The organism is Variovorax robiniae, from assembly GCF_037889955.1.
In the GTDB taxonomy this organism is placed as follows: Bacteria; Pseudomonadota; Gammaproteobacteria; order Burkholderiales; family Burkholderiaceae_C; genus Variovorax; species Variovorax robiniae.
In genome coordinates this window covers 31401-58128 of sequence record NZ_JBBKZS010000017.1, presented here as the reverse complement: position 1 = coordinate 58128, position 26728 = coordinate 31401, and the positions used below count along the sequence as shown (strand labels likewise).

21 protein-coding genes are annotated in these 26728 nt (G+C 67.8%); 10 read left to right on the top strand and 11 right to left on the bottom strand.

The genetic code is table 11. The features are described from left to right. The first annotated feature begins 8 nt into the window (after positions 1-8). From WKW79_RS28190 to WKW79_RS28170, 5 genes are all read left to right on the top strand, one after another. A complete protein-coding gene (locus WKW79_RS28190; RefSeq protein WP_340338540.1) occupies positions 9-1079 on the top strand; it encodes a formamidase in 1071 nt (356 codons plus the stop codon). After that, positions 1076-1789 carry a biuret amidohydrolase gene (biuH, locus tag WKW79_RS28185; RefSeq protein ID WP_340338539.1) on the top strand — a complete coding sequence of 238 codons (714 nt, stop codon included), beginning with the start codon at positions 1076-1078 and terminating at the stop codon, positions 1787-1789. Before WKW79_RS28190 ends, biuH begins: the two co-directional genes overlap by 4 nt. Positions 1790-1814: 25 nt before the next feature. Next, complete coding sequence (locus WKW79_RS28180; RefSeq protein WP_340338538.1) at positions 1815-3611, top strand: ABC transporter ATP-binding protein; 1797 nt, start codon at positions 1815-1817, stop codon at positions 3609-3611. A gap of 217 nt (positions 3612-3828) precedes the next feature. Then, entirely contained in the window at positions 3829-4497 is a 669-nt protein-coding gene (locus tag WKW79_RS28175; RefSeq protein WP_340338537.1) for a cysteine hydrolase family protein, read from the top strand. A gap of 9 nt (positions 4498-4506) precedes the next feature. Then, positions 4507-5223: a GntR family transcriptional regulator gene (locus WKW79_RS28170; RefSeq protein ID WP_340338536.1), complete on the top strand. Its 717-nt coding sequence runs from the start codon at positions 4507-4509 to the stop codon at positions 5221-5223. Between the two features lie 93 nt (positions 5224-5316). Here the strand turns inward: WKW79_RS28170 and WKW79_RS28165 are convergent, their stop codons facing one another. Both WKW79_RS28165 and WKW79_RS28160 read right to left on the bottom strand, forming a co-directional pair. Beyond that, complete coding sequence (locus WKW79_RS28165; protein WP_340338535.1) at positions 5317-5625, bottom strand: cell envelope biogenesis protein TolA; 309 nt, start codon at positions 5623-5625, stop codon at positions 5317-5319. 110 nt (positions 5626-5735) lie between these two features. Beyond that, positions 5736-7274: a wax ester/triacylglycerol synthase family O-acyltransferase gene (locus WKW79_RS28160; RefSeq protein WP_340338534.1), complete on the bottom strand. Its 1539-nt coding sequence runs from the start codon at positions 7272-7274 to the stop codon at positions 5736-5738. Between the two features lie 335 nt (positions 7275-7609). Here WKW79_RS28160 and WKW79_RS28155 point away from each other — a divergent pair, with 335 nt between their 5' ends. Then, positions 7610-10585 carry an ATP-binding protein gene (locus WKW79_RS28155; protein ID WP_340338533.1) on the top strand — a complete coding sequence of 992 codons (2976 nt, stop codon included), beginning with the start codon at positions 7610-7612 and terminating at the stop codon, positions 10583-10585. Positions 10586-10750: 165 nt separating this feature from the next. Here the strand turns inward: WKW79_RS28155 and WKW79_RS28150 are convergent, their stop codons facing one another. The 4 genes from WKW79_RS28150 to WKW79_RS28135 form a co-directional block, all read right to left on the bottom strand. After that, the gene (locus WKW79_RS28150; protein WP_340338532.1) at positions 10751-14437 is read right to left on the bottom strand and encodes a hypothetical protein; all 3687 of its coding nucleotides are present in this window, start codon (positions 14435-14437) and stop codon (positions 10751-10753) included. A gap of 281 nt (positions 14438-14718) precedes the next feature. Next, on the bottom strand, positions 14719-15630 hold the full coding sequence (locus WKW79_RS28145) for a LysR substrate-binding domain-containing protein (protein ID WP_340338531.1): 912 nt from the start codon (positions 15628-15630) through the stop codon (positions 14719-14721). 25 nt (positions 15631-15655) lie between these two features. Continuing rightward, positions 15656-15904, bottom strand: coding sequence for a DUF2917 domain-containing protein (locus WKW79_RS28140; protein ID WP_340338530.1), 249 nt, complete (start codon positions 15902-15904; stop codon positions 15656-15658). 149 nt (positions 15905-16053) lie between these two features. Continuing rightward, entirely contained in the window at positions 16054-17766 is a 1713-nt protein-coding gene (locus WKW79_RS28135) for a uracil-xanthine permease family protein (RefSeq protein WP_340338529.1), read from the bottom strand. Between the two features lie 118 nt (positions 17767-17884). Between WKW79_RS28135 and WKW79_RS28130 the strand changes: the two genes are divergently transcribed. Then, on the top strand, positions 17885-18793 hold the full coding sequence (locus WKW79_RS28130) for a cysteine hydrolase family protein (RefSeq protein WP_340338528.1): 909 nt from the start codon (positions 17885-17887) through the stop codon (positions 18791-18793). A gap of 4 nt (positions 18794-18797) precedes the next feature. Then, positions 18798-20312, top strand: a complete 1515-nt coding sequence (locus WKW79_RS28125; RefSeq protein ID WP_340338527.1) for an amidohydrolase family protein — start codon at positions 18798-18800, stop codon at positions 20310-20312. A 69-nt stretch (positions 20313-20381) separates the two neighbouring features. On the opposite strand, the gene WKW79_RS28120 is transcribed toward WKW79_RS28125, so the two are convergent. Further along, the gene (locus tag WKW79_RS28120; RefSeq protein WP_340338526.1) at positions 20382-21074 is read right to left on the bottom strand and encodes an alpha/beta fold hydrolase; all 693 of its coding nucleotides are present in this window, start codon (positions 21072-21074) and stop codon (positions 20382-20384) included. A 12-nt stretch (positions 21075-21086) separates the two neighbouring features. Continuing rightward, on the bottom strand, positions 21087-21890 hold the full coding sequence (locus WKW79_RS28115) for an exodeoxyribonuclease III (RefSeq protein WP_340338525.1): 804 nt from the start codon (positions 21888-21890) through the stop codon (positions 21087-21089). Between the two features lie 16 nt (positions 21891-21906). Between WKW79_RS28115 and pyrE the strand changes: the two genes are divergently transcribed. Next, a complete protein-coding gene (gene pyrE, locus WKW79_RS28110; protein ID WP_340338524.1) occupies positions 21907-22584 on the top strand; it encodes an orotate phosphoribosyltransferase in 678 nt (225 codons plus the stop codon). Positions 22585-22611: 27 nt separating this feature from the next. Then, positions 22612-23271 (top strand): DUF4124 domain-containing protein, encoded by a 660-nt coding sequence (locus WKW79_RS28105; RefSeq protein ID WP_340338523.1) that lies wholly within the window; start codon positions 22612-22614, stop codon positions 23269-23271. Positions 23272-23347: 76 nt separating this feature from the next. Here WKW79_RS28105 and gatB read toward each other — a convergent pair whose 3' ends face one another. From gatB to gatC, 3 genes are read right to left on the bottom strand one after another with little or no spacing between them, the layout of a single operon-like run. Then, entirely contained in the window at positions 23348-24844 is a 1497-nt protein-coding gene (gatB, locus tag WKW79_RS28100) for an Asp-tRNA(Asn)/Glu-tRNA(Gln) amidotransferase subunit GatB (protein WP_340338522.1), read from the bottom strand. A gap of 15 nt (positions 24845-24859) precedes the next feature. Next, positions 24860-26353, bottom strand: coding sequence for an Asp-tRNA(Asn)/Glu-tRNA(Gln) amidotransferase subunit GatA (gene gatA / locus WKW79_RS28095; protein ID WP_340338521.1), 1494 nt, complete (start codon positions 26351-26353; stop codon positions 24860-24862). Next, the gene (gene gatC, locus WKW79_RS28090; RefSeq protein ID WP_340338520.1) at positions 26350-26649 is read right to left on the bottom strand and encodes an Asp-tRNA(Asn)/Glu-tRNA(Gln) amidotransferase subunit GatC; all 300 of its coding nucleotides are present in this window, start codon (positions 26647-26649) and stop codon (positions 26350-26352) included. The genes gatA and gatC overlap by 4 nt, the downstream gene beginning before the upstream one ends. Positions 26650-26728: the final 79 nt, after the last annotated feature.

Below are 26728 nucleotides of genomic sequence, written 5' to 3'. Positions count from 1 at the left end.
GGCATCGAATGAGCGGTCTCGGCGGTCTCAACAAGTCGGCGAGCGGCGTCGTCATCGGCCTGGTGCAACTGCAACTGCCGGTGGTGCGCACGCCCGATGAACTCGCGGCGCAGACGCGGCGCATCGTCGACCTGGTCGGCAAGGCGCGACGCAACCAGGGCACGATGGACCTCGTCGTGTTCCCCGAGTATTCGCTGCACGGCCTGTCGATGGACACGTCGCCCGCGATCATGTGCACACTCGACGGCCCCGAGGTCGCCGCCTTCCGCAAGGCCTGCATCGACAACACCATCTGGGGCTGCTTCTCGATCATGGAAGCCAACCCGGATGGCAACCCGTACAACAGCGGGCTCATCATCGACGACACGGGCGCGATCCGCCTCTACTACCGCAAGATGCATCCGTGGGTGCCGGTCGAGCCGTGGGAGCCCGGCAACATCGGCGTGCCGGTCTGCGACGGTCCCAATGGCAGCAAGCTCGCGCTGATCATCTGCCACGACGGCATGCTGCCGGAGATGGCGCGCGAAGCCGCGTACAAGGGCGCGGAGATCATCATCCGCACGGCAGGCTACACCGCGCCGATCCGCCATGCGTGGCGCATCACCAACCAGGCCAACGCCTTCTGCAACCTCGCCTACACCGCGAGCGTTTGCATGTGCGGCAGCGACGGTACCTTCGACTCGATGGGCGAGGGCATGTTCTGCAACTTCGACGGCACGGTCATGGTCGAGGGTGGGGGCCGCGTCGACGAAATCGTCACCTGCGAGCTGCGACCCGACCTCGTCCGCGAGGCGCGCACAGGCTGGGGCGTGGAGAACAACATCTACCAGCTCTACCACCGTGGCTACGTGGCGGTGAAGGGCGGCGCACAAGACTTTCCGTACACCTACATGCAGGACATGGCTTCGGGCACCTACAAGCTGCCGTGGAGCGACAAGGTCCAGGTGGTCGATGGCACGAGCTGCGGCTTCTCCGCGCCGCAGCGCGCCTACAAGGGTGCCGAGCCGCATCCGCTCGTGCCCCGGATCCCGAAAGCCATGGCCCCGCGCGAACCCGATGAACTGACGACCACGCCATGAACGCCATCACCGACATCCGTACCGCGCGCCATGTCGCCGCGCAACCCTACGCCTGGCCCTGGAATGGCGACCTGCGCCCCGACAACACCGCGCTCATCGTCATCGACATGCAGACCGACTTCTGTGGCAAGGGCGGCTACGTCGACGTGATGGGCTACGACCTCTCGCTGGTCCAGGCGCCCATCGAACCCATCGCGCGCACGCTCGCCGCGCTGCGACCCTTGGGCTACACCATCATCCACACGCGCGAAGGTCATCGCCCCGACCTGGCCGACCTGCCCGCCAACAAGCGCTGGCGCTCGCGGCAGATCGGTGCGAATGGCGTCGGCATCGGCGACGACGGCCCCTGCGGCCGCATCCTCGTGCGCGGCGAGCCCGGCTGGGACATCATCCCGGCGCTCGCACCGCTGCCCGGCGAAGTCGTCATCGACAAGCCCGGCAAGGGCTCCTTCTACGCCACCGACCTGGAACTGGTCCTGCGCACGCGCGGCATCGAGAACTTGATCCTCGCCGGCATCACCACCGACGTCTGCGTGCACACCACCATGCGCGACGCCAACGACCGCGGCTTCGAATGCCTGCTGCTGTCGGACTGCACGGCGGCCACCGACCACGGCAACCACCTGGCCGCGCTCAAGATGATCACCATGCAGGGCGGTGTGTTCGGCGCACATGCCGATTCCGCCGCGCTGCTCGCCGCCGTTGCGTGAACGACACCCGCACTTGAAGGACACCATGGCTGACGAACCCACCCAACCCATCGGCGCCTTGCCACGCAACACCGGTGCGCTCGCGCTCGATACCTTCCAGCTCACCAAGCGCTTCGGCGCCTTCACCGCGATGGACAGCGTGACCATGCGCGTCGAGCCCGGGACCGTGCATGCGCTGCTCGGCGAGAACGGCGCGGGCAAGAGCACGCTGGTGAAATGCGTGGCCGGCTTCCAGGTGGCGGAGGAGGGCGCAGTGCTCATCGACGGTCGCGAGGAGCACATCCACAACCCGATCGTCGCGCGCGAGTTGGGCATCGGCATGGTCTACCAGCACTTCACGCTCGCACCGGGCATGACGGTGGCCGAGAACCTGTTGCTGGCCGGCGGCAAGACCCCCGCGACGATCGACTGGAAGACCAAGCGCGCGGAGCTCAAAGCGTTCCTCGCGACCACGCCCTTCACGCTCGACCTGGACGTGACGCCCTCGTCGCTCGCCGCCGGCGAGAAGCAGAAGCTCGAACTGCTCAAGCAGCTCTACCTGAAGCCGCGCCTGCTGATCCTCGACGAACCCACCTCCGTGCTGACGCCGCAGGAGGCCGACGAGGTACTCGGCCATGTGCGCGAGTTCGCACGCAGCGGCCAGTGCACCGTCCTCATCATCACGCACAAGTTCCGCGAGGTCATGGCCTATGCCGACAACGTGACCGTCCTGCGCCGTGGCAAGGCGGTGAAGCATTGCAGCGTCGCCGAGACCAGCCCCAAGCAACTCGCCGCCGCGATGATGGGCGAGAGCGATGCACCTCCCCCCGAACTGGCGCTTGGTGAAGAAGGCGAAAAGGCCGCGCTCACCGGCCGCGCGATCCATGGCGTGAAGCCCGTGGCCGCCGATGCCGCGATCTCCCTGAGCGTCGACAAGCTCGTGGCCCAAGGCGACCGCGGCACGCTGGCCGTGCATGAACTCAGCCTGCAAGTGCGCGCTGGCGAGATCCTCGGCGTAGCGGGTGTCTCCGGCAACGGCCAGCGCGAGTTGGTCGAGGCACTGGTCGGCCAACGCCCGCGCCTGTCAGGCAAGGTGACGGTCAATGGCCAGCGCTATGACGCGAAGCGCGAGGAGAACCGAAGACTCAAGGTGCGCAGCCTGCCGGAAGAACCCTTGCGCAATGCCTGCGTCGGCGACCTCAGCGTGGCCGAGAACATGGCACTGCGCGACTTCGACCAGGCGCCACTCGCAAGGCGCGGCCTGCTGCGCTTCCCGAAGTGGCGAAGCCGTGCACGCGAATGGATCGCCGAATATGGCGTGAAGACCCAAGGCGAAGGTGCGCCAATCCGAAGCCTCTCCGGCGGCAACGTGCAGCGCGCCGTGCTGGCGCGAGAACTGGCCGGCGACATCAACGTGTTGATCGCCGCGAACCCGGTCTTCGGCCTGGACTTCGCCGCCGTTGCAGAGATCCACAGCCGCATCGTGCAGGTGCGGGAGAAGGGCGGGGCGGTGCTGTTGATCAGCGAGGACATCGATGAACTGCTCGAACTCGCCGACCGCATCGTCGTGATGAGCGAGGGGCGCATCGTGTACGAGACCGATGCGGCCACGGCGGAGCGGCATGTGCTGGGGGCGCACATGGGGGGCGGGGAGCATGCGCATCATGGGGCGGTGGTGGTGGACGCCAGCCCTCACCCCGGCCCTCTCCCAGAGGGAGAGGGAGGAATACAAATACCCACGAGCCTTCCCACGGCGGTGGGTGGTATGCGAAGTGCTCCGGGCGCCGCCTCTGTGCCGCCGAAGCGCGCAGTGTTCGGCGGATCAGGGCCACATGCTGTTTGAGCGAAGCGAGTTCATGTGGACCCCGCCGAACGCTAGCACGGCAGGGGAGCCGCGCAGCGGCCGGCACAGTGAAGGCGACCGGAGCACTTCGCATGCCGCCCGCCGCCGCCCCCCGGTCTGTCGTTGCGCCTTGAACCGCTGCGCCGTGAGCTACAGGATCAGACCCTCGAGCCATCGCACCCCGCCCCAGCACGCCTGACCCAACCAAAGGACGAAAGTGCAAATCGAAGCCGCCCCCTTCCCCTACCCCTTCGACCTCCAGAAGACCGCCTTCGTCATCATCGACATGCAGCGCGACTTCATCGAACCCGGTGGCTTCGGCGAGACCCTGGGCAACAACGTCCAACTCCTCGAAGCCATCGTCCCCGCCACCCAAGCCGTTCTGCAAGCCTGGCGCCAGCATGGCGGCCTCGTCGTCCACACCCGCGAGGCCCACAAGCCCGACCTCTCCGACTGCCCACCCGCCAAGCGCGGCCGCGGCAACCCCAAGCTGCGCATCGGCGACGAAGGCCCGATGGGCCGCATCCTCGTCATGGGCGAGCCCGGCAACCAGATCATCGACGCCCTCGCGCCCATCGATGGCGAGCTCGTCATCGACAAGCCCGGCAAGGGCGCCTTCTACGCCACCGGCCTGCACGAGACCCTGCAGGCGCGCGGCATCACCCATCTCCTCTTCGCCGGCGTCACCACCGAAGTCTGCGTGCAGACCACCATGCGCGAAGCCAACGACCGAGGCTACGACAGCCTCCTGCTCGAGGACTGCACCGAAAGCTACTTCCCCCAATTCAAGGCCGCCGCCGTCGAGATGATCCGCGCCCAGGGCGCCATCGTCGGCTGGACCGCGCCGAGCAAATCACTGCTGGCAGCACTCGGCAACCCCGCCTAAGATCCCGCGGTGACCGCCGTCTACGCCACCACCGCAGACACCGACGTCGTCGTGTTCCGCACACGCGCCGACGAGGTCTATGCCCAACTCAAGCGCGACATCGCCGAGTTCCGCATGGTCCCCGGCGATCGTTTCACCGAGAACGAGATCAGCGAGCGCCTCGGTGTCTCGCGCACCCCCGTGCGGCAGGCCCTGTTCAGGCTGCAGCAGGAAGGCTTCGTCGAAGTGTTGTTTCGCAGCGGCTGGCGCGTGCTGCCCTTCGACTTCGACCAGTTCGAGCAGCTCTACGACCTGCGCATGGTGCTCGAGACCACCGCCGTGCATCGGCTCTGCGAGACCGATCGCCGCATCAACCGCCAGATGCTCAGCGACCTGGGCGCCATCTGGCTGGTGCCGAACGCGCAACGCAGTTCCGACAACACGCAGGTGGCGGAGTGGGACGAGGCCTTCCATTGCGCACTGGTCGCCGCCGCAGGCAACAGCGAGATGGCCCGCGTGCACCGCGACGTCACCGACCGCATCCGCATCATCCGCAGGCTCGACTTCACCATGCAGCCGCGCATCGACGCGACCTACGACGAGCATGCCAAGATCTTGAAGGCCATCCGCACCAACCGCGGCGACCAGGCCGCGATGCTGCTGCGTGCGCACATCGAGACCAGCCAGGCCGAGGTGCGCAAGATCACCTTGCACCAGGTGCATCTCGCGCGCCACTCCGCGGCTTGAAACTGGCGCAACCATGTAAAAGGGGGCGGGCGCCGCAACGGCCCCCGCCCCCTTCAACGTGTCAGCCCGAAGGCGACGCGCGGATGACGCCGCTTACTTCGGCGTACCGCCCTGCGTGGCGGCCTTTCGGTTCGGACGCTTGGCTGCACGATTCTTCGCCTTGGCCTGCCCGGCCGCGGCGGCCTTGTCGTTGCCGACGGCATTGGTGGTGGCCGAGTTCATCGTGTCGCCGGTGGGCGCCTTCACCTCGCCTTGCGGCTTCGCATCGGCCTTGGCCTGGGCCGCCTGTTGCGGCTTGCTGTCGGTGACCACTTGCTGCTGGGAGGAGGTTCCCGCGGGGTTTTGCGCGTAGGCGCCGGCTGCGAACAGGCCGGCGATCATGACCGCGAACAGTTTCTTCATGGCTATCTTTCCCTGATGTTTTTGATGGATACGCCTCGCGAAAAAAGACGCGCCGGACAAGCCTGCGCGCCCACGACCCGTCGAGGTCACCGGGCCATGTCCTGGTGACTTTACTTCGCGGCGACGGCCGGCGTCTTGCGCGTCGCACGCTTTTTGGCCGGTGCGCTCTTCGTGGAGGGCGCGCTCTTCCTTGCCACCGGTACTCGCTTGCGCGGCGCCGCTTCGGCAGGGCCTGCGGCAGCGGCAGCCGGCGCAGCAGCCTTGCCCAGCGCGGCCGCAGCCGCCTTGAGTTCCTCGAATGCCTCCCGCGTATGCCGCGCCAGTTCCGTCAGCCGCGGCAGCGCCACGCCATTGCCGACGAAGCCGAAGTCCATCGACCCCGCATAGGACGACAGCGTGGCATTCAGGCCCACGCCCGCGCCGATGGTCGACACCGGGAAGAAGCCCGTCATGCGCAGCCCGTTCAGGTACAGCGGCGTCGCGCTGCCCGGCACGTTGGACACCACGAAGTTCGCGGCCGGGCCGGCAGTCGTCACGCGGCGTTGCGAAAGCTGGGCCTCGGCCTCGGCCAGCCCGAAGGCCGCAATGCCGTAGAGCATCGCCGAGTCCTTCGACAGCGACTTCAATTCCGCCTTGGCCGCGACGATGCCCTTCACCACCCGCTGCATGCGCTCGCCCATCGAATCCCCGGCTTCGCCGAGCGCCACGAAGATCGCCGAGGCCTTGGTCGTCGCCTCCTTGTCGCCAGGCTCCCGCAGCGAGACCGGGCACATCGCCACCAGCGGCTGCTCCACCGGCTTGCCGAGGCCCGCCAGGTAGCGATGCACTCCCGCGTCCACCACGGTCACGGCCACGTCGTTCAGCGTGCCGCCAAAGGCCTTGCCGGTGGCCCGCATCTCGGCCAGCGGCAGCGACAACGTGGCGATCGAGCGCGACATCTGGATCGCGCCGTTCATCGGCGTGCGCGGCGCCTGGAAGAGCTGGTTGCCGGTCTTGATGCCGCTCATCAGGCGGCCGATGCCCTTCTTCAGCATGCCGACATAGAGGTTGGCAATCGCGTTGCCCTGCTTGAGCGCCCCGTCGCGCAAGGCCAGCGCCCGCTCGACCAGCGGCCTGGGCGGCTTGGATCGAGGCGCGGACGACTCGATCGCGAAGAAGGGTTCGATGCGCGTCGCCTTGGCATCGGCGTTCAGGCTGGTCAGCAACAGGTTGATGGCCGAGATGCCGTCGACGATGGCGTGGTGGATCTTCACGAACAGGGCGAAGGTGTTGCCCGGCAGGCCCTCGATGAAGAACACGTCGAAGGCCGGGCGATTGCGGTCGAGCGTGGGCTCGTGCAGGGTCTGGATGAGCCTCAGCAGGTCGTCATGCGTGGCCCCGGCAGGCAAGGACACGTGATGGAGATTGCGGTCGAGCTCGATGCCGTCGACCGTCTTCCAGCGCGGCAGGCCGGTCAGCGAATATTCCGCGACGTAGGTGAAGGGCGCCACCGGCTTGGCCGCGCCGTAGGCCTCGACGATCTCGCGCACAACCTTGGTCGCACCCGAGCCCGGCAGCTCGAAGGTCATGAGCGCGCTCACATGCTTCGGGCTGTCGGCCGTCTCGGTCAACAGGAACATCAGGTCCAGGGGTGGGATGGTCTTGCTCATGGTCTCGTCTCCTCTGTGTTTATGGTCTGGTCCCCGGCTTGACGGGGCATCGGGCACGCCGGTGCAATCGAAGGTGTGCATTCCCAGTATGGCCCAAGCGCATGACCGCAAAAGTGACGCTTTGCAGCGAAAGCGCGTCAACCATCCCCGGCTCGCGCGGGCGCTTGCCAGCTTGGCCCGGCTCTTGCAGTTGGCGCCCCAGTCCGGCACTGGCGAAACGCCGGATGCGCAAGCTGGTTGACTTGTGGCAAATTCCGGCGGACCCTTGCCCGACAACACCGTGCCGGGCGGTCGCTGTTTCCGATCGCCTCGGGAAGCCGTGGGATTCCATTCCGATGAAAGACGATGCGCATGGAGAGAAGGCCGGCATGGCGCTGGGCAGGCGCTACCTGACCCTGCTCTTCGCCGACCTCTCCCAGTCGACCGAACTGGCCGAAATCATGGAGGCCGAGCACTACGCAACCGTGCTCGCCGCCGTGCGCAAGGTCTATCACGATGCCATTCCCCGGCACGGTGGCATCGTCGTGCGCGTGCAGGGCGATGGCCTGCTGGCGATGTTCGGCTACCCGGTCACGCGCGAGGACGATGGGCGCGGCGCCGTCGCCGCGGCGCTGGAGATGCACCAACGCATCACCGACCTGCGGCCCTACCTCCCGGCCGGCCGCCACCTGTGCCTGCACACCGGCATCCATTCCGGCCTGGTGCTGATGAGCACCGGCGACGTCGAACTGGGCCGCTTCGAACTGCTCGGCTCGGTGCCCAACATCGCCTCGCGACTGTCCGATGCCGCGGGTCCGCACGAGATCCTGGTCAGCGAGGAGACGCTCGGCCCGGCCAGCCGCTTCTTCGTGACCGGACCCCCGCAGTTGCTGCAGGTCAAGGGCCGCGCCGCGCCGCTGCTGGTCTACCGCGTCGACGCCCGCGCCAGCCTGGCCGAAAGCTTCAGCGCCTCCTCGCGGCATGGCTCCACCGCCTTCGTCGGACGCCGTGCGGAACTCGCGCTGCTGGAACGCGCGATGGACGACGCCATGGCCGGGCACACGCGTTCGGTGGCCGTCGCCGGGCCGCCGGGCATGGGCAAGACGCGGCTGGTCGAGCACTTCCTGAGCCGGGTGGTGCAGCGGGGCTGCACCGTGCTGCGCGGTTATTGCGAGAGTGAACTCGGCGCCGAGCCGTTGCAGCCCTTCCAGCACATGCTGCAGGCGCTGGCCGACGAGGCGCACCCGCACACGCCCGACGACTTCGACGCGCTGTTCGCCCGGCTGGCGGAACAACGGCCGCTGCTGCTGTTCATCGATGACTGGCAGTGGGCGGACGATGCCTCCCACCATGTGCTGGCCGCCCTGCGCAAGCGCGCCGACAGCCGCCTGCTGGTCGTGCTGTCGACACGCATCACGCCCACGGCCAACGCGCCCGCGGCCGCGGACCAGACCCTCCTGCTGGGGCCGCTTTCCGACGAGGAAGCCCGGCGGGCCATCGAGGCGCGCCTGCGGGTGCTCGACCCCTTCGTCGCCGAGGAGATCTGCCGCCATGCCAACGGCAATCCGCTGTTCCTGGAAGAGCTGTGCCACTCCGCCGCGCGCGGCGATGGCGGGCGCCGCCTGGGGCGGGCGCAGGGCGCGGGCTGGCTGAACCGGCTGGTCGAATCGCGCGTGCAGCACCTCTCCGCGGCGCAGATCGAGCTGGTGCGCGCCGCCGCCGTGATCGGCAACGTGATCCCGGCCTGGCTGCTCGAAACCATCACCGGGCAGCGCGCCGACGGCCCGCTGCAACTGGGCCTGGCCGAGCAGGACTTCATCTTCCCCGGCGAACGGGCCGGCACGCTGCGCTTCAAGCACGGCATCACGCGCGACATCATCTACGAGTCGGTCGGCCTGCACGTGCGCCAGGCGCTGCACCTGCGCATCGCGGAGGCGATGCAGGCGCACAGCGCCACCGAGGCGCAGGACGAGGCGCTGGAGGCGCTGGCCATGCACTTCGACGCCGGCGGCGACGCGGTGCAGGCGGCCCGCTATGCCGAACTGGCGGGCGACAAGGCGCTGTCGGCCTCCGCGCTCGACCGGGCCCGCACGCTGTACCGGGTGGCACTGGCCGCGCTGGACCGGCTGCCGGCTAGCCCGGCCGTGGCCCTGCACTGGGTGGCCATCGTGCACAGCCTGGGCCGGATCTGCGTGTTCGACCCGGAGCGCAGCGAACTGGCCCTGTACGTGCGCGCGCTCGAACTCGCCGAACGCCATGGCGATGCGGGCACCATCGGGCGCGCGCATTACTGGCTGGGCTACATCAGCTACGGGCTGGGCGACGGCCGCGCCGCGGTCGCGCATTGCGAGCGGGCGCTGGTCGAGGCTCGCGCGACGCAGGATGAAAAGCTGGTGGTGCAGGTGGTGGCAGCGCTCGGCGAGGCGCACCAGGCCGCCGCCAACTACGATCGCTCGCTGACGCTGCTGGACGAAGCCATCGCCGTGAAGAAGCGGCATCGCAGTGGCCGGCACGTCAACGTCGGGCTGGCCTTCTCGCTGGTCACGCGCGGCTACCTGCTGGGTGATCGCGGGCAGTTCGCCGAGGCGCATGAATGCTTCGACGAAGCGCGGGCCTCCATCGAGGGGCTCACCCACGAGATCGGCGCCACGGTCCACGGGTTGCGCAGCGCCGTGCTGCTGTGGCAGGGCCGGTGGGAAGAAGCCAGCGCGGCCGCCATCGAATCCGGACGCAACGCCGAGGCCACGCGCAGCCTCACGCAACTGTCGGTGGCGCGCGCCATGGACGCCTTCTCCGGCTGGATGCTGACCCGCCAGCCGGAACACCTGCAGACCATCGTGGAAGTGACGGCCTGGCTGGTGCCGCGCCAGAGCGGCCTGTTCCGCTCGCTCAACCACGGCTGGCTGGCCGCCGGCCTGACCCATGCCGGACGCCATGCCGAGGCCCGCCGCCATGCCGCGCTGGCGCTGCAACGCAGCCGGCAGCGCGACCTTCTGGGCGCGGCGATGAGCTACCGCGCGCTGGCCCGCGGCTTCGCGGCGCGGCGGCCGGAGCGCGTGCAGCACTACCTCGACCGGGCGATGGAGGCGGCGCGCGCGCGCGATTCGGCGCACGAGATCGCGGTCACGCAGTTGTGCGCCGCCGAGATCGCCTGGCAGCAGCACGGACGGCGGGAAAACGCCCTGCTGGATGCGGCCATCGCCGGCTTCGAGCGCATGGGCATGCCCTGGCACCTCAGGGAAGGGCTGTGGCTGCAGTCCGCGATGGAGGCGGGCACGCGTGAGGAACTTGCGCCGGCGCCCGCCGGGCCGGCCTTGAGCGCGGTCAGTTAGGGAGGCTCTGAACAAGTCCTCCGCGGAGCGCGCATCCTCGGCTCGGGCGGTTTGCGGCGTTGCAAATCCTCGCCATAGCTTCTGCTATGGCTGCGGTTTGCGCCTTGCATCCCATCCCGAGCCGAGGCGCGCGCCCTCGCGGGGACTTGTTCAGAGCCTCCTTAGTCAGCTCGCCGGCGTGGCATCGGTCGCGGACATGGTCCGCGATGCGGTGGGCGGCGACGCGGGTGTCGGTGTCGGCGTTGGCACCGCCTTCGGCGTCAGGATCAGCAGCACCGGCGAACCGGTCGGCCGCAGCGCACCGGCATGCAGCAGGCCGGCGAACATGGCCAGCATCACGCCCATCGCCATGTAGTAGCCCGGACAGCCGTGCACGGTCTCGTTGGGCGCGTACGGATCGCCGCCGCTGTCGTCCGGCTTGTTGCGGCCGAACATCAGCGCGTCAGGCGCCGCCGGGTCCGTCAGGGCCGAGGTGATGCCGAGCACGACGTGGTTCTTCGCCGACGTGTCGACCGTCCCGTCCCGGCCGACCGGGCAGCGCCACAGCATCTCCGGCACCGGTCGCCTGCGCATGGTGCCCAGCAGGCGCTTGCGCAGCGCGTTGTTGGCCTCCTCGTAAGTGGGCTCCGCGCCGCCGGTGGCCTCGAACAGCGCCTCCTGGCAGTCCCACAGCGTCTCTTCCTTGATCCATGTTTCCATGGTGCGGATGAAGTTGCCTTGCACCGTCGGCGGGAAGCCGAGCAGCACGCCGGCCAGGTTGATGGCGAACACCGGGTCGGTGACGGCAACCGGAGCGAGGGAGGATTTGTTCAGGCCGGCCAGGATCTCCTGGGCGAGTGAGCCCAGGTCGTCGCTGCCCTTCTCCTTCAGCCATTTGTCCACGGCCTTCAACACCGCCTCGCCTTGCGCCTTGCCTGCGTCCACCACGCCCTGGCGCGGTTGCGGGGAGAAGATGTAGCGCGATGCGGTTGCGAAGTTGCCCGGGCAGCGCGGCTTCTCGGGCGTTTCCTCGACGCGACCGCCGGGCACCATGTACTCGCGCTTTGCGTCCGGCAGGCCGATCCAGTGGGTGCACAGGTCGGCCATCACGTGGTCGGAGAGGGTCAGCGTGTCGATCGGCCGCCGCACCAGGTCGCCCGGGAGCGGCGAGGGCAGGTCCGGGAACTTGTCCTTGTCGGCGAGCAGGCGCTTCACCACGCCGAGGGTCAGGTCGTAGGCCGTCTTTTCGTCGACGTTCTCCACCGCCTCGTTGAGGGCGAGCTGTTGGGTGTGCTCGGCGCCGTCCAGGCCCAGCAGGTTGCGTCCGATCGACTGGTGCATCCGTTCGCCGTAGCCCTTGACGGAATACTTGACGGCGTCGGCGTCCATCATGGCTTCGAGCACTTCGGGGTAGGTGCCTAGGAGGTGGCCGTAGGCGGTGTGGGTCGGGGCCTTGGGGTGGCCTTCGCGCACCTTCTTCCAGGCGGCGGGCGCGCGCTCCGGGTCGTCCAGCCGTTGGCGCACCGCGTCCCGCTCGGCCTCTTCGAGCTGGTCGGCGGTCGGCGCCGGCGACTTGGCGGGCTTGCGGGCCTTCGGAGGCTCGGCTGTCCACGCATCGAGGCGCTCCAGCGCGGCCAGCGACGGCACGAACGCATACAGGCCCCATTCCAGGCGCACCAGCGGCTTGTCGTCGAAGACGAAGCGGGCCACGTTGCCGTCCTTGTCGAGGTAGCGGAAGGTGTACTTCTCACCGATCTGCGGCACGCGCAGGAAGGCATCGCCCTGCGCCGAACTCACGCCGCTGCTGTTGCCGCCGGTGATCCAGCGCTGCAGGGTCTCGTACTGCTCGGACAGGCTGGCGCAATAGGCCATGAACACCAGGCCGCGCTCCGCGGACGGGTCGGCCGACACCGGCGGGCCGTAGGACATGCCGCGGCGGATGATGCGCGGCGTGTACTGGCGCCCGTCGCGCGGGTTGGCGCGGCGGATGTGCGAGTGGTACGGGCAGGCGTCGCTGGCCTTGTCGTAGTTGAAGTCGTTGCGGCCTGCGCCGGGTGGCAGCGGCACCAGCGGCGTGCCGTCGCGCTGCCGGCCCATCATCCGGCTCAGCAGGTCGTCGCGCTCGGACTCCGTGAGCATCGACGTCGCTGCGTGCAGCGTGTCCATGTGCTGGCGCAGCTTGCGCACCACCAGGAAGGTGCCGTCCAGCCTCAGCGGGTCGATGGCCGTGTTGGGTGCGTCGTCGCGGTTGTTGGCATGGCCGAGCAACACCTCGCCGGGCAAGACCCGCTCGTCGAAGGCCGGGGGTGGCTTTGCAGCCGGTGCCCGGGTCGCGTCGATCCGCGGCTGGCTGATGCCGTCGGCAAAGTTCAAGTGGCCTGCCATCTCGCCCCGCGCATTGCGTACCGCGAAGGTCGGCTGCACGGCCAGCACGCGCAAGCCGTTCATCGCATCCAGTTCATCGACCTGGGCCTTCAGCAGCGGATGCAGGGCGGCCGACGTATTCGCCGGGCTCCGGATCCGCATGTGGACGAGCACGTGCACGGCCTTCATGTCGACCCGGTGCCCGCTGTCCTCCCTGCGCCATGGCAGCGGCCGGTTCCAGCGGTCCGGATGGTTCACGCGGACGTCGCCCAGCAGCGAGCTCCGTGCCTCCATGCCCTCGACGAATTCCTGCGGAAAGCCCGCGAGGCGGGTCTCCGCGATCTCCAGCGCCGCCAGCCCCGCATGCGTGAAGCCGACCACCCAGGCGACGCCGCCGTCCTCCAACGGGCCGCATCGTTTCGCGGCTCTGGAGAGCGAGGTGCGCGCCTGCGCGGGCTGCGTCACGCGCAGCAACACCACGCAGGCATGCGTGACGGGTTCGTTGTTGGTGAGCACGTGGCTCTGGATCAGCGCCGGGTCGTAGGGCGGGGCGTCCGGTTCCTTGCCGGTGTCGGTGAACGGGTCCTTGAGCCAGGCCAATTGATCCATGTAGGGCTTCAGGCGGATCTCCTTGGCAGCGAGCCATTCGGTGTGCCCCGGCGTGGTGGGCCTGTCCAGGATCTCCATCATCTCGATCGAGCCACGCAGCACCTGCCGGGCAAAGCGGCGCAACGTGCCCCGGTCACCGTCGTGGTTGGCGGCATTGCCTGGCGGGAAGTAGATGGAGAGCCGGTACAGGCCGGTCAGCGTGCGCAAGGGCAGCACCAGCGCGCTCACGACGGACTTCAGCCCGCCGCCCAGCGCATTTCCGAGCGCCGCCTGCTTTGCCTTCACGTCCGAGGGCAGGGCGTACCGTGCGATGTCCTTGTCGACCGTGGCGCTGGCGCCCGTCTCGCGCTGCTTCTTCTCCACTTCCGCCAGGTACTGGTGGTCGCCCAGCGGCATCACCGAATCGGCATAGAAAGTGCCGCCCACCACCTCGTTGCGGCGCACCCAGGCGCAGTAGTCCTCGTAGCGCGAGGTCTTGGAGCCCGGGTAGTCGTCGCAGTTGCAGAACAGCAGGTCCAGCAGTTCGCCCAGGTCGCGGTAGATCACCCGCATGTAGGGCTCCCAGCCACCGTCGAAGGTCACGTTGAGCGACAGGCGCCAGGTGCCGTCCTCCGGCTGCTCCGCGCCGACCGGCAGGCCGGGCACGGGCGGGACCAGGGCATAGCGGAAGTGGTCGATGATGCCGAACTGGCCGACCGAATCGGGGAACACCGGCTGCAGCAGTTCCGACTCGCGCACGTTCTGCCGCGCCGAATACAGCGCATCGAGCACCTTGCGCAAGCGTTCGAGGTAACTGATGGGCTCGAAGCCGATCACCATGCCCTTCTTGACCGGCGCCAGCACCGACAGGTTCGTGATGCCACCGAGGACGGTGCTCCGCTTGATTGTTGATGGCCCCATTTCCGCGCTCCTTGTGGTGCGCCGCGCCTCCGTGTTGACGGGTTACGCAGTCGCGCATGCCCCCTGAAGTGATCCTCGGTTGTCGCGACAAAGCCGGCGCCCGTCAATGGCGCAAGCCCATGGCAAGTCGCCTGCGGTACACGCGCGCGCATTGGCCGGTGTCCAAGGCGGGGTGACATGGTGGGGCAGGGGCGGATTGGATGCGCCCCCAATGCGTGGGAGGTTTGCAGCCATTTCGGTCCGGCCGGACTCGATGTGAGCGGTGCGCGTGGCCCGCGATGTCAATCGCGCACCGCAGCCGCTTCCGCCTCGATCCACGCCGCGACCCGCCGAACCTGCTCGCGCGGGTGTGCATCGCCGCGAACCAGCCAGTACGCATTCGGCGTCTCTTCCTTGTCGGGCGGCGCAGCCACGGCGATGAGTTGCCCGTTGTCGATCAATGGCCGGACCAGTTCGAACCGGGCCAGCGCAATTCCCTGGCCGGCCAGCGCCGCGTGGATGACCTGGTCGTACTGGTTGAAGCGCAGCACGCCGCGCGGCTTGACCTGTCGCCATCCCCGCTCGCGCAACCACGGCCCCCATTGCAGCCAGGGGCGCGAGTCGTCGAATTCGAGGAAGTGAACCCGGCGCAGTGCATCGGGGCCTTGCAACTCGCGGATGCCGAGCGACGGGTGCGCCACCGGCACCACCCGCTCGCCGAACAGCCAGACGGCCCCGGCCGGCGCCACGCTGCGCGGGCAGTAGCGCATGGCCAGGTCGACCTGCCCGTCGCTCATGTCAACCACCTCGTTGGTCGCGGACAAGCGCACCTCGATGTCCGGATGCGCCTGCTGCAAGCGGCCCAGCCTCGGCAACAGCCAGAGCCCCGCGATGCCGATGCTGGCCGAGATGGTCACGGCTTGCTGGTGCGCGCTGTCGCGCCGGATCTCGCCGAGCACATCCTGCAACTGCTGCACCGCGCCGTCGGCGCTTCGGAACAATCGCTCGCCCGCGGGCGTGAACCGGACGCCGCGGCTCTTGCGCTCCAGCAGCGTGACACCGAGCTGTTCTTCCAGTGCACGCACCTGCCGGCTCACTGCCGATTGCGTCAGGCACAGATCGTCGGCCGCCTGCGTGATGCTCATGCGCCGCCCGACGGCGACGAAGCCCCGGATCAGATCGAGCGAGGAAAGCCGGACGAGGGGAACGGACATGCGCGGCAGTCTAGCCCCGCACGCCTCATTGCATGCCTCCCGCATCGATCAACACATGGCATTCCGGCATGCCCGCCAGCAGCGCCTTCTGGCCCGGCTGCACGCAGTGAAAGTCGCCGGGGACCAGGATCACGTCATCGAGCCGCCCCTCGATCGTGATCCATGCCGTGCCCGACTGGCAGATCACGCAGAGGGTCTCACGGAGGGGTTCGATCCTGTGCGGTTGCCTGTAGATCACGGCCACAAGGTCATGCGGGAAGTCATTCGGTTTCATGGTGCGTTCCTTCGCATCGGCGGAAGCGCCGCATGTCGACCATTGAACGCAAGCCGGGTCAGTCGTGGTCCGACTTTTGTGCAGGGCTGCCATGCGGGTGCGGCATGCCTCGCGGTGCAAGCGGTGCCGGCTGCTTGCCGCTACCGTGATCAGTGATCGAAATGAAATGCCACCGTCGCCCGCGGCCCCACCCGCCGTGACGACACGCGATCGGCGAACTGCCGCAGCAGGAAGCCGGCGAGGCGGCGCTCGCCGTCGTCCGAGCCGATGATCTCCTCGATCGTCGGGCGCACCTGTGGCAGCTCCAGCACATCGCCGTCATAGGACACGCTCAGGTCGAGGTTGAACTCGTCGAACGAGGCCTCGATGACCAGCGGCCCGCTGGCGACGCCGCTCGACGCCAGCGTCTCGATGGACTGGACCAGGTTGAACTTGGCACGCACGATCACGTCTCGGCGCGCGCCCCACACGCCGCCCTGCATCTCGAGGAAATCCTCCAGCGCCTGCGGGTCGAGCCCGCCGGGCTGCACCGTCATCGACACCGTCTTGCGCAGCCCGATGCGGAACAGCAGGTTGAGCCCGAGCCCCACCAGCGTGCCGAACACCATCGCGTTGCCCAGCGAGGCGCGCAGCCCCGGCGGCAGCACCACCAGGAAGCCCGGGTAGATCTCCACCGCCAGCCCCATCACGATCGACAGCCCGATCACCAGCGTCTTGCGCGCATCGAGCAGGCGCGAGGTCATGATGACCAGGCCGTTCAGCACGATGAAGGTCGACGAGAACACCAGCGCCGCGCCCAGCACCGCGCGCGGCATCAGGTTGACCAGCAGGCCCAGCTTGGGCACGAAGGCCGCGACCAGCAGGATCGCCGCGACCGACCAGCCCACGCGCCAGCTCGTCACGCCCGTGGCCGAAGCCAGGCCCACCGCACCGGTCGACGAATTCATGCCGTGCGCGCCGATCGCACCCGCGACCACATTGCCGAGCCCGTCGGCCATCACGCCGCCGCCGATCGTGCGCATGTCGGCCCGCACCCAGTTGGCCTGGTTGGCCTTCTGCGAAGTCGTCACATTGCCGATCGTCTTCAGCACCGCGGCCACCGCGCCGATCACGAAGGCCAGCAACAGGCTCGGGTGAAAAGACCAGCCCAGGTGCGACAGCCCCGGCAATGCCACCAGCGGCGCGGCCGACACATGCGCCACCTCCACCGCGTCGAAGCGCCCCAGCGCCCAGGCTGCGAGGCAACCGGCCGCCAGCCCGATCAGCACGCAGTAGAGACGCAGCACACCGCGCCCCCACACATTCAGCGCCACCATCAAGGCCAGCGTGGCGAGCCCGAGCGTCATGTCGACGCTCGCGGGCACGGTGCCGGTATCTGCAGAGGCGCCCACTGCCGTTCGAAGCCCGACCACGCCCACCGAGATGCCCGACAACAGCACCACCAGCCCCGTGATCTCCGGCGTGAACAGCTTGCGCAGGTGAGGCAGCCCGCGCGCCAGGAGCATCTCGACCAGCCCCGCCACGATCGTCATGCCGAACACCGCCGACAGCCCGCCATGCTGCGCCGCCAGCATCGACGGCACCACGTACACCACGCTCGGCGTCGGCTGGCACAGGAAGCCCGAGCCGATCCAGCCGAAGCGCTTCACCTGCAACACCGTGCCCACGGCCATCGCCAGCAGCGTGAAGCTGACCATCGTCGATGCCACCTCCGCCGTTCCGCCCGCGGCCTGCGCCACCAGCACCGGATACACGAGGTAGATGAACATCAGGCCGACATGCTGCAGGCCACTGAGAACATTGACGCCGGGCGGCGGCTTGTCGTCGACCCCGTAGAGGAGGTCGGCAGGCTTGTGCGACATGCGGGAGGATCCTTGGGTCGGCGGGGGTGACGCGCATTCTGTCCGGATCGGCCGGATCGTGCTGGCGCCGCACGGATTCGAAGCACCGCCTGGCACGCAGGGTGCGAACATCGCAGGCATGACACGCCAATCTGCAGCGCTACGCACCACACCGGACACCCTCATCGCCACCGCCCCTGCCGCGAAGGCGAGCACAAAGCGCCGCTCCAAGGTCGCCGCCGGGACCTCAGCCCCCAAGGCAAAAGCCCCCGCGACCTTCGGCCCCTCGCCGCACAACGCATGGAGCCTGACCGGCGACACCGTCAGCCTCGTTCGCAAGCCCAAGCGTCCCAAACCGGTGCGCATCCCCGCGCTGCCGCAGTCTGTCGAACTCGACCTCGCCCGCACCGCCCTGATCGTCATCGACATGCAGAACGACTTCTGCCATCCCGAAGGCTGGTTCGCGCAGAAGGGCATCGACATCAGGCCCTGCCGCAAGCCCATCCCGGTCCTCACGCAACTGTTGCCAGCCTGGCGCAAGGCCGGCGGCGCGGTCGTGTGGTGCAACTGGGGCATCCGCGCCGACGCGCGCAACCTGAGCCCGACCATCCAGTTCAAGGGCAAGCGCACCGCGGATGGCGTCGGCTATGCCGAGCACTCCCCCATCGACCACGGCCCCTCGCTGGTGCAGGGCTCATGGGGCGCGCAGGTCATCGATGAACTCGCCGTCGTGCCCGGCGACATCACCATCCACAAGCATCGCCTCAGCGGCTTCTGGGACAACGAGTTCGACACGGTGCTGCGCCAGCAAGGCATCACCACGCTGATGTTCGCGGGCATCAACACCGACCGATGCGTGTTCTCCACGCTGCAGGACGCCGCCTTCCTCGGCTACGACTGCGTGCTGCTGAAGGACGCGTGCAACACCCCGTCGCCGCCCTACGTCACGCGCGGCATCCACTTCCTCGTGCAGCAATTGCATGGCTTCGTGGCGACGGCAGAATCGCTGATGAGCGCAATCGACACCCCCAAGGCAATGACCCGCTGAACCCATGCTGACCGCCACCACGACGACATCGCAGCACACGATCGACTGCGCCTGGCTGCTGCAGGACCCCGGCGCGCAAGCGGCACAGGCCGACATGCGCATCACCATCGGCGACGATGGCCGCATCGCCTCGGTCGCGCCCATCGGTTCCAAGGCGACCGGCCCGCGCCAACTGGTGCTGCCGGCGCTGTCCAACGCCCACGACCACGGCCGCACCTTCCGCAGCGCCACGCTCGGCGCCTTCGACAAGCCGCTCGAAAGCTGGATTCCCTTCCTCGGCACAGTGCCCGGCCTGGACCCGTATATCTGCGCCGCCACTTCCTTTGCGCGCTCGGTGCGCCACGGCGTCGCGAACCTCATGGTCCACTACACCGGCGTGCAAGGCGGCATGCCCTATGTCGACGAGGCCAGGCAGGTCGCGCGCGCCGCGAAAGACGTGGGCGCGCGCATCGGTTTTGCCGTCTCCATCCGCGAGCGCAACGGCATCGCCTATGCCGACAACGCGTCCGTCCTGAAGGCCCTGCGCCCCGGCATCCGCGACGCGGTCGCCGGCCGCCTTTCAGTCAAGCCCATCCCGCCCGCGCAGTACCTCGAACAGGTCGACGACGTGGCGCGCATGCTGCAGGAGGGTGGCTACACCGACCACGTCACCGCGCAATACGGCCCGGCAGCGGTGCACTGGTGCAGCACGCCCCTGCTCGAAGCCATCGCACGCGCCTCGGCAGACACCGGCCGTCCGGTGCACATGCACTGCCTCGAAACCCCCTACCAGCGCGCCTGGGCCGACAAGCACCATCCGCAGGGGATGGTCCGCTTCCTGGACGACATCGGCCTGCTCAGCCCCCGTCTCACGCTCGCGCATTGCGCCATGGCTCGGCCGGACGAACTCGCGTTGCTCGCGGAACGCGGCGTCACCATCGCGGTCAACACCAGCTCCAACCTCTACCTGAAGTCCGGCATCGCCCCGGTCCCCGAGATGCTCCGCCAAGGCTGCCGCATCGCGATGGGCCTGGACAGCACCGGCTTCGACGAAGACGACGATGCCCTGCGCGAGATGCGCATCGCCTACCAGTTGCATCGCGGCTGGGGCTTCGAGCGCACGATGACGCGTGAGCAACTGTGGCGCTTCGCCGGTTGCCACGGCCCGCGCAGCGTCAGCGGCTCGGGCGCCATCGCCACCGGCCGCCTCACGCCCGGTGCGCCTGCCGACATCGTCGTGCTCGACTGGGACAAGCTCGACGACGACATGCTGTTCCCCGATGTGGACCCGCTCGACTTGCTGCTCGCCCGCGCCAACGGCACGCACATCGCAAAGGTCATCATCGGCGGCAGAACGGTGGTCGAGGCTGGCCGGGTGCAAGGCATCGACGAACCGGCACTGCGCGCCGAGCTGATCGCCAGCGCCCGCGCGGCACTCGCGGCGGACAACCGCCACGCGGCCTGGCTCAATACCTTGCGTGAACTGGCGGAAGACCTCGCGCCGTTCTATCGCGGCGGGCTGGGCGACTGCTGCGCCTAGAAACTCACCGCCGGTCTTTGCAACCTGGCTGCGGAGCGAGGCTTGTCGAGCGACGTCGGCTCGAACCGGCTAAAGGTCGAGCCCTCGCATGAAATTGGATATTGCGCTGGTCGCTGCATCGGGACTTGCTTGAAGCAGGCAATGCGGTGCCTCGATCTTCATCAATGCCACCGAAGGAAGCAACGCATGAATGTGCGCAAAAGCGCCCCTCGGGATCAGCCGATCCGTTGAAGCCTGAAGGTAGATGCTGGGCACCCGGACCCTTGCCAGCAGCGCCGATGAATCCACAGACAAGACAGCTTGGAGTCGATCACGCAAGACCGCGGGATGAACGCGTTCCACTGCACTTGAGATGGCACTGAGCAAACCTGGACTGCTGAACTTGCCGAGCAGCAATTGGCTGAGCGCAAATGACGGCATGCCCAGGAAGGGAATGAACGGAAGCAGCACACGTGCGCCCGCCAGGCCGGGACGCGGGTTGCGAGCAAACGTGCAGCAGAGCACCAAGCCCTTCAACAGAGGCGGTGCCTCTGCCGCGAGGGCAATGGCAATCGGGCCGGAGAATGACTCTCCCAAAAGCACATAGGGCTCATCCACAGGAAGTGCCTTGCGAACAAGGTCCTGGAGTTCGTCGTACCCAAGCACGACGTCCGTCGGATAGCGAAGCACCTGCGTCCTGGCGCGGTTGCCAAACACCGTGAGGAACGGATCAAACAGGTCGCCCGTTCCCTCCAGGCCGGGAAGCAGCACCAGCGTCGCCATGGCTTTCCACCGTCAAAGTTCGAACTCGTAATCCACCGTGATCGGCGCATGGTCGCTGAACTTGATCGTCTTGAAGATCGCCTCATGACGCGCCAGCGCCGCGATCTTCGGCGTCGCCAGGTGGTAGTCCAGCCGCCAGCCCACGTTCTTCGCATAGGCCTGCCCGCGGTTGCTCCACCATGTGTAGCACTCCTCGGTGGTATGAGGCTTCAGCAGCCGGTACACATCCACCAGCCCCGCGCCTTCCGCGCCCGCGTCCAGCAGCCGCGTCATCCACGCGCGCTCCTCCGGCAGGAAGCCGCTGTTCTTCTGGTTGCCCTTCCAGTTCTTCAGGTCGGCTTGCTGGTGCGCGATGTTGATGTCGCCGCACAGCACGAACTCGCGCGTCTTCTTCAACTCGATCAGGTGCGGAAAGAAGCCCTCCAAAAAGCGGAACTTGGCCGCCTGCCGTTCCTCGCCCGATGACCCGCTCGGGAAGTAGCAGCTGATCACCGAGAACTTGCGCTTCGGCGTGTCGAAGCGCAGCTCCAGGTAGCGCCCCTCGGCATCGAACTCCTTGTCGCCCCAGCCCACGACCACGTCGCTCGGCGCATGCTTCGAGTAGATCGCGGTGCCCGCGTAGCCCTTCTTCTCGGCGAAGTGGAAGTGCCCCCTCAGCCCCGCCATCTCCTCGAAGCGCCCCTCGATGTCGCTCGCCTGGACGCGGATTTCCTGCATGCAAATACAATCCGGCGCCAGTTCGGCGACCCAGTCGGCGACGCCCTTGGTGGCGGCGGAACGCAGGCCGTTGAGGTTGAGGCTGGTCAGTTTGAACACGAAAAGGATTCCCGATATGGCTGAAAAGGGTGGAGAAGATCTGGCCCAGCGCTTTGTGCAGTTCGCGCTCGACGCGGGCGTTTTGCGCTTCGGCGAGTTCAAGATCAAGTCGGGCCGCATGAGCCCGTATTTCTTCAACGCGGGCCTGTTCGACGACGGCCTCAAGCTGGCGCGGCTGGCCGAATTCTATGCAGAGCGGCTGCTCGCCAGCGGCCTGGAGTTCGACATGATCTTCGGCCCCGCCTACAAGGGCATCCCGCTCGGCGCCACGGTCGCGGCGGAGCTCGCCCGGCGCGGCCGCAACGTGCCCTTTGCCTACAACCGCAAGGAAGCCAAGGCTCACGGCGAGGGCGGCAGCCTCGTCGGCGCGCCGCTCAAGGGCCGCGTGCTGATCGTCGATGACGTGATGTCGGCCGGCACTGCGGTGCGCGAGTCCATCGCCATCATCGAGGCCGCCGGCGCCACGCCACATGCCGTGGCCATCGCGCTCGACCGGCAGGAAAAGGCGACCGAGAACGGCGTGGACGTCGACCACAGCGCTGTGCAATATGTCCGGAATCAGCTGGGACTGCAGGTGCTGGCGATAGCAACCCTCGATGACTTGTTACATTACCTCTCGGGCCGTCCGGACAACTCGCTGGATGCCCATCGCGAGGGAGTGTTGGCCTACAGGGCACGCTACGGCGCTGTCTGAGGAGGCCGCCTTGAAGGGGTCGATGCCGTGCGCCTTGCCTTTGTTCTTGCGGGATTGCCACTGGCCCTCGGGCTGGGCGCGTCGGCCGTGCAAGCGCAACAGGCCCCGCAATTGGCCAACCCTGCCGGCATCTTCAGTTGTGTCGATGCCAATGGCCGCACCATCACCTCGGACCGTCCCATTCCCGATTGCCTCGACCGCGAGCAGCGCGAGCTGAACTCCAGCGGCACCACGCGCCGCCGCGTCGAGCCCAACTACACCGCCAAGGAACAGGCCGAGCGCGACGAGCGCGCGCGGCAGGCCCAGATCGCGGCGTCGCGGCAGATCGAGGAACGCAGGCGCGAGCGCGCGCTGCTCATGCGCTATCCCAACGATACCGTTCACGAGCGCGACCGCAAGGAGGCCATCGGCCAGATCGACGCGGTGATCCAGTCCGCACGCAAGCGTCAGGGTGAACTCGCCGACGAACGAAAGAAGCTCGACGCCGAGCTGGAGTTCTACCGAAACGACGTCAACAAGGCGCCGCCCTCGCTGCGGCGCCAGGTCGAGGAAAGCAACCAGAGCCTCGCGGTGCAGACGCGCTTCATCGGCGAGCAGGAAGATGAGAAGAAGCGGGTCAATGCGCGCTTCGACGAGGAGCGCGTCCGCCTGAAGCAGCTCTGGGCGCCGGAAGTCACCAAGAAATAGTGACTTCCTCCCTCCCCCCTTGGGAGAGGGCAGGGGTGAGGGCAGCGGCGGTTGAAAAGCCCACCGCCCTCGCAGATCACCCCAACTTCGCCTTCAACAACGCATTCACCTGCGCCGGATTCGCCTTCCCCTGGCTCGCCTTCATGACCTGCCCGACCAGTGCGTTGAAGGCCTTGTCCTTCCCGGCGCGGTATTCATCGATGTTCTTCTGGTTGGTCGCCAGCACCCCATCGATGATCTTCTCCAGCGCGCCGGTGTCGTTCATCGGCTTCAGGTCCTTCGCCGCGATGATCGCGTCGACCTCGCTGCCTTCACCGCTCCACAGCGCGTCGAACACCACGCGCGCCGCGCTGTTGGGAATGGTCCCGTCGCTGATGCGCGCGATGAGCTGGCCAAGTTGCGAGGCCTTCACCGGCGCGGCCTCGATGCCGATTTCCTGCGCGTTCAGGCGGCGCGCGATCTCGCCAGTGATCCAGTTGCTGGCCAGCTTGGGCGTCGCGCCCTTGCTCACGGCCTCGTCGAAGTAACGCGCCAGCGCCACGCTCTGCGTGAGTTGCGCCGCGTCGTACTCTGACAGTCCGTGGTCACGCACATAGCGCTCGGCCATCGCACGCGGCAGCTCCGGCATGCCGGCCTTCACGCGGTCGATCCACTCCTGGGCAATCGCCAGCGGCGGCAGGTCCGGGTCGGGGAAGTAGCGGTAGTCGGCCGCGTCTTCCTTGGTGCGCATGGCGCGCGTCTCGCCGGTGTCGGGGTCGAACAGCACGGTGGCCTGCTGGATCTTGCGGCCGTCCTCGATCTCGCCGATCTGCCAGCGGATCTCGTAGTCGATCGCCTGTTGCATGAAGCGGAAGCTGTTCAAGTTCTTGATCTCGCGGCGCGTGCCCAGCGGCTCGCCGGGACGGCGCACCGACACGTTGGCGTCGCAGCGGAAGCTGCCTTCCTGCATGTTGCCGTCGCAGATGCCGATCCAGGTCACGATCTTGTGCAACTCCTTGGCATAGGCCACAGCCTCGGCGGTGGAGCGCATGTCGGGCTCGGTCACGATCTCCAAGAGCGGCGTGCCGGCGCGGTTCAGGTCGATGCCCGACTGGCCGATGAAGTTCTCGTGCAGCGACTTGCCGGCGTCTTCTTCCAGGTGCGCGCGCACCAGTCGCACAGACTTGAGTTCATCGCCGACGAAGAAGCTCACCGTGCCGCCCTGCACCACGGGGATCTCGAACTGGCTGATCTGGTAGCCCTTGGGCAGGTCGGGATAGAAGTAGTTCTTGCGCGCGAACACGCTGCGCGGCGCGATGTGCGAGCCCAGCGCCAGGCCCAGCTTGATGGCACGCTCGACCGCGCCCTTGTTCATCACGGGCAGCGTGCCGGGCAGCGCCAGGTCCACCGCGCAAGCCTGCGTGTTCGGCTCCGCACCGAAGGCCGTCGAGGCACGGCTGAAGATCTTGCTTTCGGTCGACAACTGCGCGTGCGTCTCGAAGCCGATGATGACTTCGAAGCCCTGCACCAGCGGGCCCGTGGGCCGGCCGGCTTGCGCCTGTTCGAAGGGGTTTGCGACAACGGTTTCAGTCATTTCATTCGCTCCAACTCAAAACCCCGCGGGCGTCCGCGTATGCCAGTCCGTCGCCTGCTGGAAACGATGGGCCGCATTCAGCAACTTCGCTTCATTGAAATAGTTGCCGATCAGTTGCAGTCCCACCGGCATGTTGCCTTCGCCAAAGCCGACCGGCAGGCACATGCCAGGCAATCCGGCCAGCGACGCCGGCAGCGTGAAGATGTCGGCCAGGTAGTCGGCGACCGGATCGTCCCCGTGCTCCCCGATCTTCCATGCCACGCTCGGCGCGGCCGGTCCGGCGATCACGTCGCACTCCTTGAAGGCCTGCTGGAAGTCGTCCGCGATCATCCGGCGCACCTTCTGCGCCTGAAGGTAGTAGGCGTCGTAGTAGCCATGGCTCAGCACGTAGGTGCCGATCATGATGCGGCGCTTCACCTCGTCGCCGAAGCCTTCCTCGCGCGTCTGCGCATACATGTCGCCCAGGTCCTTGTAGTGCGCCGCGCGATGGCCGAACTTGACGCCGTCGAAGCGGCTCAGGTTGCTCGATGCCTCGGCCGGCGCCAGGATGTAGTAGACCGGGATCGACAGCTCGGTGCGCGGCAGGCTGACGACGACCCGCTTCGCGCCCAGCTTCTCGTACTCGGCCAATGCGGCATCGATGGCGGCGCGCACGCCCGGCGCCACGCCGTCGCCGAGGAACTCCTTCGGCACGCCGATGCGCAGGCCTTCCAGCGAGCCGTTGAGGTTGCGCGAGAAGTCTTCGGCCGGTCGGTCGATCGAGGTCGAGTCACGGTCAAGGTCCGGGCCGCACATGGCCGACAGCAGCAGCGCGCAGTCTTCGGCCGAACGAGCCATCGGCCCGGCCTGGTCGAGGCTCGACGCAAAGGCCACCATGCCGTAGCGCGAGGCGCGACCATAGGTCGGCTTGATGCCAGTGATGCCGCAGAAGGAGGCCGGCTGCCGGATCGAGCCGCCGGTGTCGGTGCCCGTGGCGGCGGGCGCGAGTCGCGCGGCGACCACGGCTGCGCTGGCGCCCGACGAGCCACCCGGAATGCGCGAGCCGTCCCACGGATTGCGCACCGGCGTCGCGGTGTCGAAGCCCACCGCCGGCACCGCGACGTTCTCGTTCGACGAACCCATCGCGAACTCGTCGCAGCTCAGTTTGCCCAGCGTCACGGTACCGGCTTCGGCCAACTTGCGCACCACCGTCGCATCGAAGGGCGAGCGATAGCCCGCGAGGATCTTCGAGCCGGCGGTGGTCGGGAAGTCGGTCGTGACGAAAATGTCCTTGTGCGCGATCGGCACGCCGGTGAGCGCAGGCGCATTGCCGGCGGCCAGCTTCTCGTCCGCCGCGCGGGCTTGCGCCAGCGTCACATCGGCGTCGAGCGAAACGAAGGCGCCCAGCGCGCCATTCGCCCCGATGCGCCCCAGAAAGTGCTGCGCCGTTTCATTGGCCGACACCTCGCGCGCGGCCAGCGCCTTCGCGAGTTGGGCCACGCCCATCTGATGCAGGTCGGGGCGGCTCATTCGATCACCTTCGGCACAAGGAACAGGCCCGCTTCCACCGCCGGCGCGCTGCGCTGGTTCGCCTCGCGACAATTCGGCTCGCTCGCGACGTCATCACGCAGTCGCAGAGAAATGTCTTCAATCGTTGCCACGGGATGCGCCAGCGGTTCGACGCCGGTGGTGTCGACTGCCTGCATGCGCTCGACCAGCGCGAAGAAGCCGTTGATCTGGCCCAGCATGCGCGTGCTCTCCTCGCTGCCGAGCTGCAGCCGGGCGAGCGACGCGATGCGCGCGATATCGGTATCGGTAAGGGACATGGGAAAGGTCTGGAATCGGGGAAGAAACCGCCGCAATCGCACTTGCGGCAGGGGTGCTGGCGCGCGAGGCGGAGGGGAT

What these genes read in the sequence shown, in the direction of transcription:
- gatC (WP_340338520.1), bottom strand. Translation starts at nt 26,649, where the DNA reads ATGTCCCTTACCGATACCGATATCGCGCGCATCGCGTCGCTCGCCCGG.
- WKW79_RS28120 (WP_340338526.1), bottom strand. Translation starts at nt 21,074, where the DNA reads ATGGCGACGCTGGTGCTGCTTCCCGGCCTGGAGGGAACGGGCGACCTG.
- WKW79_RS28140 (WP_340338530.1), bottom strand. Translation starts at nt 15,904, where the DNA reads ATGAAACCGAATGACTTCCCGCATGACCTTGTGGCCGTGATCTACAGG.
- WKW79_RS28135 (WP_340338529.1), bottom strand. Translation starts at nt 17,766, where the DNA reads ATGTCGCACAAGCCTGCCGACCTCCTCTACGGGGTCGACGACAAGCCG.
- WKW79_RS28180 (WP_340338538.1), top strand. Translation starts at nt 1,815, where the DNA reads ATGGCTGACGAACCCACCCAACCCATCGGCGCCTTGCCACGCAACACC.
- biuH (WP_340338539.1), top strand. Translation starts at nt 1,076, where the DNA reads ATGAACGCCATCACCGACATCCGTACCGCGCGCCATGTCGCCGCGCAA.
- WKW79_RS28150 (WP_340338532.1), bottom strand. Translation starts at nt 14,437, where the DNA reads ATGGGGCCATCAACAATCAAGCGGAGCACCGTCCTCGGTGGCATCACG.
- WKW79_RS28145 (WP_340338531.1), bottom strand. Translation starts at nt 15,630, where the DNA reads ATGTCCGTTCCCCTCGTCCGGCTTTCCTCGCTCGATCTGATCCGGGGC.
- WKW79_RS28130 (WP_340338528.1), top strand. Translation starts at nt 17,885, where the DNA reads ATGACACGCCAATCTGCAGCGCTACGCACCACACCGGACACCCTCATC.
- WKW79_RS28125 (WP_340338527.1), top strand. Translation starts at nt 18,798, where the DNA reads ATGCTGACCGCCACCACGACGACATCGCAGCACACGATCGACTGCGCC.
- gatA (WP_340338521.1), bottom strand. Translation starts at nt 26,353, where the DNA reads ATGAGCCGCCCCGACCTGCATCAGATGGGCGTGGCCCAACTCGCGAAG.
- WKW79_RS28190 (WP_340338540.1), top strand. Translation starts at nt 9, where the DNA reads ATGAGCGGTCTCGGCGGTCTCAACAAGTCGGCGAGCGGCGTCGTCATC.
- WKW79_RS28155 (WP_340338533.1), top strand. Translation starts at nt 7,610, where the DNA reads ATGAAAGACGATGCGCATGGAGAGAAGGCCGGCATGGCGCTGGGCAGG.
- pyrE (WP_340338524.1), top strand. Translation starts at nt 21,907, where the DNA reads ATGGCTGAAAAGGGTGGAGAAGATCTGGCCCAGCGCTTTGTGCAGTTC.
- WKW79_RS28160 (WP_340338534.1), bottom strand. Translation starts at nt 7,274, where the DNA reads ATGAGCAAGACCATCCCACCCCTGGACCTGATGTTCCTGTTGACCGAG.
- gatB (WP_340338522.1), bottom strand. Translation starts at nt 24,844, where the DNA reads ATGACTGAAACCGTTGTCGCAAACCCCTTCGAACAGGCGCAAGCCGGC.
- WKW79_RS28165 (WP_340338535.1), bottom strand. Translation starts at nt 5,625, where the DNA reads ATGAAGAAACTGTTCGCGGTCATGATCGCCGGCCTGTTCGCAGCCGGC.